This is a genomic window from Phycisphaeraceae bacterium (genome assembly GCA_019636655.1).
GTDB lineage: Bacteria > Planctomycetota > Phycisphaerae > Phycisphaerales > UBA1924 > JAHBXB01.
The window spans coordinates 595672-607732 of record JAHBXB010000001.1 but is presented as its reverse complement, the minus strand read 5'-3'; the positions used below and the strand labels follow the sequence as shown (position 1 = coordinate 607732).

General features: G+C 65.4%; 9 protein-coding genes. 3 read left to right on the top strand and 6 right to left on the bottom strand.

Annotated features, from left to right (window positions below):
- Positions 1 to 16: 16 nt before the first annotated feature.
- The gene (locus KF745_02610; GenBank protein MBX3357298.1) at positions 17 to 1189 is read right to left on the bottom strand and encodes a citrate synthase; all 1173 of its coding nucleotides are present in this window, start codon (positions 1187 to 1189) and stop codon (positions 17 to 19) included.
- 290 nt (positions 1190 to 1479) lie between these two features.
- Between KF745_02610 and KF745_02605 the strand changes: the two genes are divergently transcribed.
- Positions 1480 to 2202 carry a 50S ribosomal protein L11 methyltransferase gene (locus KF745_02605; GenBank protein ID MBX3357297.1) on the top strand — a complete coding sequence of 241 codons (723 nt, stop codon included), beginning with the start codon at positions 1480 to 1482 and terminating at the stop codon, positions 2200 to 2202.
- Between the two features lie 6 nt (positions 2203 to 2208).
- On the opposite strand, the gene KF745_02600 is transcribed toward KF745_02605, so the two are convergent.
- Positions 2209 to 3114 (bottom strand): isocitrate lyase/phosphoenolpyruvate mutase family protein, encoded by a 906-nt coding sequence (locus KF745_02600; protein MBX3357296.1) that lies wholly within the window; start codon positions 3112 to 3114, stop codon positions 2209 to 2211.
- Between the two features lie 88 nt (positions 3115 to 3202).
- Here KF745_02600 and KF745_02595 point away from each other — a divergent pair, with 88 nt between their 5' ends.
- Both KF745_02595 and KF745_02590 read left to right on the top strand, forming a co-directional pair.
- Positions 3203 to 4561 (top strand): M28 family metallopeptidase, encoded by a 1359-nt coding sequence (locus KF745_02595; protein MBX3357295.1) that lies wholly within the window; start codon positions 3203 to 3205, stop codon positions 4559 to 4561.
- 201 nt (positions 4562 to 4762) lie between these two features.
- The gene (locus KF745_02590) at positions 4763 to 5467 is read left to right on the top strand and encodes a hypothetical protein (protein MBX3357294.1); all 705 of its coding nucleotides are present in this window, start codon (positions 4763 to 4765) and stop codon (positions 5465 to 5467) included.
- A gap of 6 nt (positions 5468 to 5473) precedes the next feature.
- On the opposite strand, the gene KF745_02585 is transcribed toward KF745_02590, so the two are convergent.
- The 4 genes from KF745_02585 to KF745_02570 form a co-directional block, all read right to left on the bottom strand.
- On the bottom strand, positions 5474 to 6862 hold the full coding sequence (locus tag KF745_02585) for a 2-oxo acid dehydrogenase subunit E2 (protein MBX3357293.1): 1389 nt from the start codon (positions 6860 to 6862) through the stop codon (positions 5474 to 5476).
- Between the two features lie 105 nt (positions 6863 to 6967).
- A complete protein-coding gene (locus KF745_02580; GenBank protein MBX3357292.1) occupies positions 6968 to 8014 on the bottom strand; it encodes an alpha-ketoacid dehydrogenase subunit beta in 1047 nt (348 codons plus the stop codon).
- 238 nt (positions 8015 to 8252) lie between these two features.
- Entirely contained in the window at positions 8253 to 9425 is a 1173-nt protein-coding gene (gene pdhA / locus KF745_02575; GenBank protein MBX3357291.1) for a pyruvate dehydrogenase (acetyl-transferring) E1 component subunit alpha, read from the bottom strand.
- A 257-nt stretch (positions 9426 to 9682) separates the two neighbouring features.
- A complete protein-coding gene (locus KF745_02570) occupies positions 9683 to 11911 on the bottom strand; it encodes a S41 family peptidase (GenBank protein ID MBX3357290.1) in 2229 nt (742 codons plus the stop codon).
- Positions 11912 to 12061 lie beyond the last annotated feature (150 nt).

The window sequence follows — 12061 nt, the reverse complement described above, 5'->3', positions numbered from 1 at the left end:
GGTCGCAGGTCGCTGCCTACGCCTTCCACTTCATCTGCGCCGGACCAACATACTGGGCCAGCGGCCGGATGATGCGGTTGTCGGCGTGCTGCTCCATGATGTGGGCGGCCCAGCCGGTGATGCGCGAGGCGACGAAGATGGGGGTGTACTGCGGGACGGGGATGCCCATGACAAAGTAGGTCATGCCGCAGGGGAAGTCGACGTTGGGGTGGATGTTCTTCTCGCGGAGCATGATGCGCTCGACCTCATCGCCGATATCGAACCACTTGACGAAGTCGGGGCCCTGCTTCTGGGCGATGCCGCGGCCGAGTTTGTTGAGGATCGGGGCGCGGTGGTCGCCGTTCTTGTAGACGCGGTGGCCGAAGCCCATGAGTTTGCGCTTGGTCTCGAAGGCGTTCTTCATGAATGCCTGGATCTTGGCGGCGTCGGCGCTGCCGCCAGTGGCCTGGTTGATCTCCTTGAGCATCTCCATGGCGGCCTCGTTGGCTCCGCCGTGGAGGGGGCCCTTGAGGGCGGCGATGGCTCCGGTGACGGCGCCGTGCATGTCGCTGAGGGTGCCGGCGATGACGCGGCTGGCGAAAGTGCTGGCGTTGTAGTCGTGCTCGGCGTAGAGAATGAGGGAGATGTCAAGGACCCGGGCGTAGTCGTCGCTGGGCTTCTTGCCGCTCATGAGGTAGAGGAGGTTGGCGGCGTGGGAGAGGCTGGGGTCGCCGCCGGTCTCCTGGGCGACGATGGGCTTGCCGTCGATGACGTTCTGCATGTGGCCGATGACGGTGGGGATCTTGGCGAGCAGCCTCTTGGCTTTGCGGAGGTTGGCCTTGGCGTCAACCTTCTGGCAGTCCTCGTCGAGGTGACCGAGCATGGAGACGGCGGTGCGGAGGACGTCCATCGGGACGGCGGTGCCTGCCTTGAGCCAAGGCCCGCTCTGCTTGAGGAACGAGACGACAGGCTCGGGGAGTGCTCGCTCGCTGATCACCTCGCCCTTGAAGCGGGAGAGTTCGTCCTTGGAGGGCTTGTGGCCCTCGAGAAGGAGGAAGGCGACCTCCTCGAACGTGGCGTTCTGGGCGAGGTCGTGGATCTCGTAGCCGCGGTAGATCAGAGCTCCCTGCTCGACCGAGCAGATGGAGGTCTGGCCGGCGATAACGCCTTCGAGACCCCGAGCAAACGCCGACGATGACGCCGTGGACATGAACAGGCTCCCTCAAAGTACTGGGGCAGGTTGACGGGAGCGGAGCGTGGTCACGTACCTGCCGCGGCCGATTCGCTCCGCTTGGCTACTGTAGACCGGTGAGGCGGGGAAATGAGCCGAGTTTGCGAGATCGCGAACGACGGGAAGCTTGGGATTGCTGCGAGCGTTGGAGGGCGCGGTCTGCTACCATAACCTCGGGCGGTGCTTTTTCGGCTCGTCGGGCCACGGAAGGGAATCCCTTGATCATTGGTCCCGAAGCGGCTGAGCCGTTGCCCCTGATTACATGCCGGGTGACTGACCCTCCCCTTGAGCTGCTGATCTCGGAGAAGGCGTTCCGCCCGAACCCGACGACCGTTCGGTTCGGCCGGGCGGTGCAGGTTGCCCCTGGCGACACCGTGTTTGACATCGGAACCGGGATTGGGCCGCTGGCGATCAAGGCCGGGTTGGACGGAGCGGAGCGGGTGGTCGCCGTCGACCCGGTAGCGCTCCACTGCGAACTCGCCAGGCTCAACGCGGCGAAGTACGGCCTCGCGGACCGGATCAGCGTCTACCAGGGGGACTGGTTTGACCCGTTTGACCGCGAGGCGGAACTCCGCAGCGTTATGGCGGATGTGATCATCGGGGATGTCTCGGGTATTGCAGACGGAGTTGCCCGGGCTCTTGGGTGGTACTCGGACCAGGTGCCGACGGGAGGCATTGACGGTACGGGGCCGATCCTGACGCTGCTGGCGAGAGCGGCAGATCGGCTGCGGCCGGGGGGGACGTTGTACTTCCCGGTTGCGACGGATCTCTCGGATGGGGACCGGATTCTCGCCGCGGCGGCCGAGCGGTTCGAAACCGTCAGGAACGCGTTTGAGAAACCCTATTTCGAGTTCCCGCTGTCGGATGCGGATGTCGTGGCGATCGAGGGGGCGTACACATCGGAGGGTGGGATGCCTGGGTTCGTCCAGATTCAGAAGGGTCGCAGGCCGTTCTGGCGCGGGCAGATCCTGGCGGCTTCCGGGCCCCGCTGACCGTGATCACGCGTTGCGGCTGGGCCACTCCCAGGGAGACCCCGGGGTGTAGTCGATCAGGTCGTAGAGCTGCTGGCGGGTCTGCATTTCCTCGAGGAGGCGGGCGGCCGAGCCGTCCTTCTTCAGGATCTCCAGCGACCTCATCACCTCGCCCATGGCGATGCGGAGCAGCGTGACCGGGAAGATGACGATCGAGTAGCCCATGGCGGCGAAGCGGTCGACGGGGATAATGGGGGTCTTGCCGAACTCGGTCATGTTGGCGAGGAGGTAGGGGCCGGCGCGCTTGCCGGAACCGCGGCCCATCGCCTCGGCGAACCTGGAGAACTCGGACTCGGTGGCGAGGCCCTCGGGGAAGATCATGTCGGCTCCGGCCTCGACGTAGGCGCGAGCCCGCTCCACAGCGGCCTCGAATCCGTCGACGCCGCGGGCATCGGTGCGGGCGCAAATGATGAAGCCACAGCCCGACTGTTCGGCGGCCTTGGCGGCCCACGCGACCTTTTCGCACATGTGGTCGGTGGGCACGAGGGTCTTCCCATCGAGATGGCCGCAGCGCTTGGGGAAGACCTGATCCTCGAGGTGCAGACCGGCAGCTCCGGCTCGCTCGTATTCAATGACGGTCCGCCGGACCATCTCGGCTTCGCCGAAGCCGGTGTCGGCATCGACGAGAACGGGAAGCCCGCTGCCGTCGCGTACCTCGCGGATCACGCGGCAGAAGTGGTCCATGGTGAGCACCCCGACGTCGGGGACGCCGGCGCACACGCTGGTCGCCGCACCGGAGACATAGCACGCCTTGAACCCGGCACGGGCGACGGCGCGGGCACATAGCCCGTTGAAGGCCCCGGGCGCCGCAACGCAGCTGGTGTCCATCAGACGGCGGAGATCCTGTCCCGGGTGGGTCTGGTCGTCGCTCATGGCTCATGTTATCCGGCGAGGGGCCTGTGCACGGGGCGGCCGGTCGCACGCCGGGGCGGATGTCACGGGACAGACGTATCCTCTCGACATGCTGATTCCAACTCTTGCGATTTCCGCGGTGGTTTCGATGGTTCCCCCACCTCCAGCGCCGTTCCCCCGGCAGGTGATGGGCGGGATCGATGCGGTGCAGATCCGTGCCGACCTGGATGCCCTAGTCGGGTTCGGGACCCGGCACACGATGTCGGACACGGCGTCGGCGACGCGCGGGATCGGGGCGGCGCGGGCGTGGCTCAAGGCTCAGTTCGACGAACTGGGCAAACAGGATGGATCGCGTGATCTCCAAGTGTCATACGAGACGTTCACGCAGCCGGCGGGACGGAGCGATCGGGTGCCGGCGGATACCGAGATCTACAACGTCGTGGCGGTGCTGCCCGGGGCCATGAAGGAGGCGGAGGGGAGGCGGTACTACATCGTCGGGCACTACGACTCGCGGAACGGCGACGGGCTGGATGCGACTGGGGATGCGCCGGGTGCGAACGACGACGCCTCAGGGGTCGTGGCGATGCTGAATGTAGCGAGAACGCTGGCCCCGATGCAGCGCCCCGATGCGACCATCGTGTTCCTGGCAACCGCGGGGGAGGAGCAGGGGCTGCTTGGGGCAAAGTTCCACGCGGAGCAGGCGGCGGCCCGTGGGGAGCACATTCTGGGCGTGCTGAACAACGACATCGTTGGCGACCCGAGCGCTCCGGCGGGGACGGCAGCCACGGCCAACGCCCGGCGGCTGGTCCGGGTTTTTTCAGAGGGACTGCCGCGGGAGGCAAGCGCGGAGGAGTACGCGAAGATGCGGGCCCTGTCGGCCGAGAGTGATTCGCCGAGCCGTCAGTTGGCAAGGTACATCTACGATGTTGCTCAGACATACAACACGTCGGTGAAGCCGAAACTGGTTTTCCGCGCGGATCGGTTCCTGCGGGGCGGGGACCATCTGGCGTTCAACGAAGCCGGATTTCCGGCTGTCCGTTTCACAGAGCTTGATGAGGACTACTCCAGGCAGCACCAGAATGTGACGGAAAAAGACGGTGCGCCGTACGGCGATATGGCGTCGTTCGTTGACACGGATTATCTGGCGGATGTGTGCCGGCTGAACGCGGCGGCGATTGTGTGCCTGGCCAATGCGCCGTCGCCGCCTGGGGATGCCGTGATTCTCACCGGGGAGTTGACCAGCACGACCACGCTGCGATGGACCAAGCCGCCCGAGCCGGATGTGGCCGGATACGAGGTGGTGTGGCGGGAGACGACAAGCCCGGTGTGGCAGCAGTCGCAGGATGTCGGCGATGTCACCCAGGCGACGATCCGGCTCAACAAAGACGACTATTTCTTCGGGATCAGGGCCTATGACCGGGACGGGTACCGCAGCCCGGTCGCGTTTCCCCACATTGCCCGGGAGTGACGGTCGGCTTGGTGTTTGGTTTCCGTGCGATCGCTCGGGATTCTTTGAGATAACGCTTGCAATTCTGGACCTGAGACACACAATTGACCGCTGGGTTGGGGGTTCCCCCGGGATGGGGAGCTTCGCAGAAAGCGGCATTTGTACCTGAAGCCCCCACGGGCTCGTGTTTTGGTCCTCTGATCGAGAAGCGAGGAGAGAGATATGCAACGGCACCAGTCCGTCCGGTCGGGACTCCGCGCCTGTCTTCAGGCAGGAGCGATAGCGGTTCCGCTCTGTGTATCGGCCTCGGCTCTTGCCGGTCCGGACTGGACCGAGGTGGGGGATGCCGGATTCAACCTGGGCACAGCACAGGTGCCGTTCGGAACGGCCGGGGTGCTGAACACCATTACGGGCGCGCTCAGCGGCTCGAACCTGCTTCCTGACTTTGAGGATTGCTATCTCATCCGAATCATCGACCCGGTGAACTTCTCGATCTCGATCACCACCTCCGACTTCAACGCCCAGCTGTTCCTGTTCAACATCACGGTGACCAATCAGGCGTACGGCCTGCTGGCGAACGATGATCGCAGCATCAGCGACTTCCGCCCCCTGCTGACGGGCATGTCGACCGATGGCCCGGGGCCGGTCGTGGTTCCGGCGGTGGGTGACTACATGCTGGCCGTGACCGGATTCAATCGGGACCCGGTGAGCATCTCGGGACCGATCTTCGATCAGATGACGACCACGGAGATCTCGCGGGCCGACGGCATCGGCGGACTCAATCCGCATATCGACTGGACCGGCGAGGGCGAGACGGGTAACTACATCATTACGGCGACCGGGATCACCTTCCCGCAGTTGCCGGCACCGGGCACGCTGCCGCTGCTGGCGGCGGCTGGTGTGTTTGCCGCGAGGCGACGCCGGTAGGAACCGTTAGACAAGCAGGGTCGCGGGCCGTTCGAGGAGATCCTTCACGGTCGCAAGGTACTGTGCGGCCATGGCGCCATCGATCACACGGTGATCGATGGACATCGTCATGGACATCTCGTGGCCGATGCCGAGGTGCTTCTCGCCGGACTTGGGGTCCGTATTGACGACCGGCTTTTCTATCGCCGCGCCGACGGCGAGGATGGCCGCGTTGGGGGTGTTGATGATCGCCGTGAAGTGGTCCACACCGAACATCCCGAGGTTGGAGATAGTGAACGTGGAGTCGCCCATTTCCTCGATGGTCAAGCCCTTGGACCGGGCCTTCTCGGAGAGGGCTCGGGAGGTCTGGGAGATCTGCCGGAGGCCGAGGCGATCGGCGCTGCGGATCGTGGCGACAACCAGACCGCCGCCGGAGAGGGTCTTGGGGTCGATCGGGAGAGCGATCGCGACACCGATATTGACCTCGGGGAGGAGTTCGATCGAAGGCGAGGTGGACTTGTCGGCCGCGTCCTTCCACCTGGAGTTGATGAAGGGGTGCGCGTGCATCGCCAGAGCGCAGGCACGGACGAGGAAGTCGTTGACGGAGAGTTTCACCCCTTGGGGGGCGAGTTGATCGTTGAGCTGGGAACGGAGGGTCAGCAGGGCGTCCATCCGCGCCGAGACAGTGACCTGGTAGTGGGGGATGGTCGACTTGGACTGAACGAGCCGCTTGGCGATGGTCGCCCGCATGTTCGAGAGATCGATGGTGCGGGCCTGGAGGGAGGCATCGGCCGGCGGCAGGGCGACGCCCGGGATCGTGCCGGCAGAGAGGGACGAAACCTTCGAGGTCTCGCGGCGAACCGGGGAGGTCGGAGCGGATGAGCGGGACCCAGCCGCGGTGGTGGGGGCCGATTCGACGTCCTTGCGGACGATGCGGCCGGAGGGCCCGGTGCCGCGGACGCCGCCGAGGTCGACGCCGCGCTCGCCGGCGATCTTACGGGCGAGCGGGGAGGCGAATACGCGGTCGGCGTCGCGGGGCTGGGCTGCTGCGGCCTTGGCGGGCTGGGGGGGGGGTGCAGGGCGGGCGACGGCGTCGGGCGCGGGGGAGGAAGTGCGATCAGGCGACGGAGAAGACTTGGCCGCGGGCGTGGGCTTTGAGGCGGTGTCGACGTTCTCGCCTGCCTCGGCGAGGACGAGGATTGTGGTACCGACGGGGACGGACTTGCCCTCGGGGATGGCCAGCGATGCGACGGTGCCCTCGTCGAAGGTCTGGAGCTCCATGGTGGCCTTGTCGGTTTCGATATCTGCGATGACATCGCCGGACTTGACCGCCTGGCCGGGCTTGACGTTCCACTTGACGACGGTGCCGACCTCCATAGTGTCGGACAGCCGGGGCATTTTCATCTCGATGGGCATCGTGCGGTTCTTCCGGGTTCACCGTTGTCACGGCGGCTTCAAGGATAGGTGTCGGGTTTGGGTGTCGCCCGGGTGCAATCATCGGCGAAAGGGTGGGGGGCGGACCTACCCGAGATTGAGCGTCGATTTCACCGCCCGCATGATCTTGCCCTTGTGAGGCAGGTACTCCGCTTCGAGGTTCTTGGCGTACGGCGTCGGAACATCGTCGGTGTTGACGCGGAGGGGTTGGTGATCAAGGTAGTCAAAGGCGCGTTCGCAGACCTGGGTGACCACCTCGCTCGCGACGCTGGCGAAGGGCCAGCACTGGTCGACGACAACGATGCGGCCGGTACGCTTGAGGCTCTCGATGATGGAGTCAATGTCGAGGGGGCGGACGGTGCGCATGTCCAGGACGTCGCAGGCGATGCCCTCTTTGGCGAGTTCGTCGGCGGCGTCGGTGCAGAAGTTCACGGGGCGGCCGAAGGAGACGAGGGTGCAGTCGCTGTCGCGCTCGCCGGACCAGTCACCTCGGCGGAGGGCGGCTTGGCCGAAGGGGATGGCGTAGTCGCCCTCGGGGACGGGGCCCTTCTCGGAGAGCATGCGCTCGGACTCGAGGTTGAAGACGGGGTCGTCGTCGCGGATCGCGGTGGTGAGGAGGCCCTTGGCGTCAGCGGGGCAGGAGGGGATGGCGATCTTGAGGCCGGGGATGTTGGAGTAGAGGGCTTCGACGGTCCATGAGTGGGTGGAGCCGAGCTGGCCGCCGGCGCCGTTGTTGCCGCGGAAGACGATGGGGCAGCCCCATTGACCGCCGGACATGTAGAGCATCTTGGGGACGTTGTTGAGAAGCTGATCAGCGGCGACAAGGGAGAAGGACCAGGACATGAACTCGATGATCGGGCGAAGGCCGTACATGGCGGCGCCGACGGCAAGGCCGGCAAAGCCGTTCTCGGAGATCGGGGCGTCGATGATGCGCTCGGGGCCGAACTCCTCAAGCATGCCTTGAGAGACCTTGTAGGCCCCTTGGTACTGAGCGACTTCTTCGCCCATCAGGAAGATACGCTGGTCGCGGCGCATCTCGAGGGTCATGGCCTCGCGGAGGGCTTCGCGGAACGAGATCTCGCGGGTGTCCTCGGGGAGGATGTGCGAGGTGGTTGGGTCGAGCGTGGCGGGCATCGGGTCGGTTCCTGAGTGCGTGGTCTTGCAGTGCTCAGCAGACGGTCTTGTTGACCCCCTTGGCGATGGCGATGGACGATGCGGTGACAAGGACCCAGAAGAGACAGGAGTGAGGCGAGGCGACGAGCGGACGAACTTCGTAACTCAACTTGAATAGCGCGGAGCTCATGATGCCCAGAGTGCCGAGCCCGAGCCAGAGGTTTCCCTTGTCATGTCGGTAACGCGATGCATGAGCAGGCTACAGCAGCGGGTTCTTCTCGCCCTTGGCGTAGTCGCGGGTGGGACTGAGATTGGGCTGGATGTTCACGTAGACGTCGGTGTAGAGCTCGTCGAGGCCCGGGGCTTCGGCCTTGTCGGCAAAGTCGATGGCGTCGTGGACGACCGCTTTAACTTCCTTCTGCATCGCGATGAAATCCGCCTCGCTGAGGCAGGCGCGGCCGCCCTGCTCGTGGGAGTCGAGCAGGTGGCGGGCGAGCAGGTCGATCGAGTCGCGGGACTTGACCTGGTCGACCTCCTCCTTGGTGCGGTACTTCTGCGGGTCGGACATGGAGTGGCCCTGGTAGCGGTAGGTGTGGAGGTCCACGAATCCCGGGCGCTGCTTCTCGCGGCACTCATCAGCAAAGGGCTTGAAGCGGTCGTAGAGGCGGAGGATGTCCATGGCCTCGTCGTGGGGGATCTTGAGGCCCTCGATCCCGTACCCCGCCGACTTGGAGAGGAGGTTGTGGGCCATCGTCGTGCCGCGCTCGATCGAGGTGCCCATCGAATAGCGGTTGTTCTCCAGGACGTAGATCACGGGGAGCGACCAGAGGCCGGCAAGGTTCTGGGCCTCGTGGAAGGCTCCCTGGTTGAGGGCGCCGTCGCCGAGGTAGCAGAGGGCGACCCGCTTCTTGTCGGTGGTCTTGAGCACTTCACGTTCGTACTTCGTGGCGAAGGCAAGCCCCGCGCCCAGCGGGGTCTGGGCGCCGACGATCCCGTGGCCGCCGTAGAGGTGGTGGGGGCGGTCGAACATGTGCATCGACCCGCCCTTGCCCTTCGCACACCCTGCGGCCTTGCCGAACATCTCGGCCATGCAGGCCCGGGCGGACATGCCGCGGGCGAGGGCATGGCCGTGGTCGCGGTAGGCGGTGATCACCGGGTCATCGGGGTTGACCGAGCCAATGGTGCCCACGGCACAGGCTTCCTGCCCGATGTAGAGGTGGCAGAAGCCGCCGATCTTGGCCTGCTGGTAGGACTGGGCGCAGCGGACCTCAAACTCGCGGATGAGGACCATGTCGCGGAGCCATCCGATGAGCGTGGCATCGGGGAGCGCCTCGGAGGGCCGCCCGGAACCGGGGCGGCCGGAACGAGGGTGCTTTGACGGTTGGGGCGTTGCTGGCTCGGTCGCGTGACGCATCTGGGTCTCTGGTTTCATGGCGGCGGATTGTGCCGCGGTGCGCTTGTCCCGTAGGGGATTCGTAGGGCCGGACCGTAGGGAACGCAATCGACCTGAACTTCCGGCCACATTGCTATCGGAATCCAAACAAAATGAAAGCGGTGATCATCGCCATAGTAGGGGCGAATCCGACATGGGGCGGATGGCCGCGGGGCGTGCCAAGCAAACGCCCCGCACCGGATAGGTCCGGAGCGGGGCGAAGGAGGCAGAGGCGTAGCCGCGGTTGACCTGCGGGATCAGTTATTCAGCCGCGCCTGGCGGTCGGTCGGCTGCGAGGCGGTCTGGGTCTGGAGCAGGACGAGGGCATACTCGAGTTGCAGGTCAATGCCGTCGGTGAGCAGCTTGCTTGGATCGACCGCGGTGGCGCCCGGGGCGGGATTGCCGTTCTCGTCGATCGGCATCACATCCGCATCCTGACGGAGGGTGAGAGACTGCGAGATCTGCTCGGGGAGCATGGCGCAGGTGACGTGAGGGCTGACACCCCAATCGGCGGCGCCGGGGAGGCGATGGATGATGGCGCCGCTGGGGAGTTTGTAGTACTGGGTGGTGAGTTTCATCTGGGCGTTGCGGGAGAGGTCGAAGACGTTCTGGACCGAGCCCTTGCCGTAGGTGCGATCACCGATGAGGACCGCGCGGATGTCGCCCTTGTCCGCGTAGTACTTGAGGGCGCCCGAGACGATCTCCGAGGCCGAGGCGGAGCCTTCGTTGACGAGGACCGCCAGAGGCAGACCCTTGAGTTTGGCGAGACGGGCGACGGCCTCCTCGCTCGCGTTCTCGCCGGTGGTCGAGACGATGGTGCCGTGGTCGATGAAGAAGTTGGCCACGCTGACGGCCTGGGTGAGGAGCCCGCCGGGATTGAACCGCATGTCGAGGACCAGGGCCTTGACCCCTTGCTCCTTCATCTCGCGGACCGCCGCGTTGAGTTCGTTGGTGGTGTCCTCCTGGAACTGGAGGAGGCGGATGTAGCCGATCTTGTTCTCGGGGTCGACGAACCAGTCCCACTTGTCCTCGCGGGCGTTGGTGCGCTTCCAGCCCTTGACGGAGCGGATGGGGATGACGGCGCGGACGAGGTTGAAGTCGACCTCGTCGCCGTCGCGTTCCATGGTGATGTTGACCTTGGTGCCCTCGCGGCCGGTGATGAGTTCGACGGCCTGGTTCAGCGAGAGGCCCAGCGCGGCCTGCCCGTCGATCTTCTTGATGAGGTCGCCGGCGCGGATGCCGGCTCGCTGAGCGGGAGTTCCCTCAAGGGGAGTAACGACCTTGATGAGCTGCGTAGCCTCGTCCATCTGGATCTGGACGCCGATGCCTTTGAGCTTGCCTTGATACATCCGCTCGAAGCGGGCGAGGTCGTCGGGCCAGATGATCGCCGAGAAATCGTCGAGGCGGGACATGGCGCCATCGCCGAACTCGCGCAGGACGGCCGTCTCGGGGAGACGCACGGTTTCGGAGTTGACGGTGAGCAGATCGGTGATCAGCTTGGGGACCTCATACCGGGAGTAGCGGGCGGCGTTGGTGGAGAGGTCGTTGATCTTGTCGTCGAGATACGCGACCATCCGGGTGCGTGCCTGCGCGTCGGCGAGACCGGGGAAGACGGGGTTGAGGTCTGTCGTCGTGACCATGGTGCGGACGAACTCAAGCCCTCCGATCAGCAGGTCGCGACGGCCGATCCGGGCGCGGTCGACGTGCTGTTCGGCGGCGCGGTTGATCGCAGTCTCAACCAGCGAGAGGGAGACACCCTTGAGTTTTTCGGCGTAGTCCTCGCCGAGCGCGTTGTACGGGGGGAGCGGGTCCTTACCTGAAGCGATCCGCTGCTGGTTGCGCATCTCCCAGAAGCGTTGTGGGACAAACAGACGGAGCATCGAGAGCCGGTGACCCAGGCGCTTGACGTCGTCGCGGTACCGGCCCTGCTCGTCAAACAGGAGGCTGAGGCGGACGAACAGCTCGTTTGCGGTCAGCCAGTCGCCCTCGGCCTCGGCGGCCTTGGCGCTGGTGTCCGCGGCCGCGACCAGTTTCTCGATCCGCGGGTCGCTGAGGACTTTGGACTTGTCGAGCGAGAGCATGTACCACTCGACTGTGGTCTTGAGGGCCTCGCTGAGGGTCGTTGCGGACTGGGGCTTGGCGAGTTGCTCGTCGAGTTCCTTCTGGAGGGTGGCAAGACGTTCGTCGCGAGCCTGGGCCTGCTTGACGAGGTGCAGGTCGTACTGATCGGGGAGCGTCTTGAGGTGGACGAGGGTCGGATCAGCGCTCTCAGCTGGGAGGGAGCGGACGACGTCAAGCGCGGCGTCACCGTTGCCCGCGAGAGCCTGGGCCCAGACTCGGTTGGCGACATCTGTTGCGGCCCGCGAACTCGCCGCGGAGGCGACGGTGGTGGGGGCCGAGGTCTGGGCGATCAGGGAAGCGGGGGCGACGACGGACCAGGCGATGCACCCGGCCAGCAGTGCACGAACGGTGCGTTCCACGCTCATGAATCGATCCTTTTCTGAGGCCGTGCCGGCCTGCAAGGTGGTGCGGTGCCATACCGATCACGTATCACCAGTACGCCCGCCACGGGCCCGGGTTCTTCCCTTGGCTTGTGGTCGATTGACGACTCTTGGCGATCGGCACACGTCCTCCCA

Bases quoted from the DNA above. Each gene is read 5' to 3' on its own strand.
- KF745_02570 (MBX3357290.1), bottom strand. From the start codon at position 11,911: ATGAGCGTGGAACGCACCGTTCGTGCACTGCTGGCCGGGTGCATCGCC.
- KF745_02585 (MBX3357293.1), bottom strand. From the start codon at position 6,862: ATGCCCATCGAGATGAAAATGCCCCGGCTGTCCGACACTATGGAGGTC.
- KF745_02610 (MBX3357298.1), bottom strand. From the start codon at position 1,189: ATGTCCACGGCGTCATCGTCGGCGTTTGCTCGGGGTCTCGAAGGCGTT.
- KF745_02590 (MBX3357294.1), top strand. From the start codon at position 4,763: ATGCAACGGCACCAGTCCGTCCGGTCGGGACTCCGCGCCTGTCTTCAG.
- KF745_02600 (MBX3357296.1), bottom strand. From the start codon at position 3,114: ATGAGCGACGACCAGACCCACCCGGGACAGGATCTCCGCCGTCTGATG.
- pdhA (MBX3357291.1), bottom strand. From the start codon at position 9,425: ATGAAACCAGAGACCCAGATGCGTCACGCGACCGAGCCAGCAACGCCC.
- KF745_02580 (MBX3357292.1), bottom strand. From the start codon at position 8,014: ATGCCCGCCACGCTCGACCCAACCACCTCGCACATCCTCCCCGAGGAC.
- KF745_02595 (MBX3357295.1), top strand. From the start codon at position 3,203: ATGCTGATTCCAACTCTTGCGATTTCCGCGGTGGTTTCGATGGTTCCC.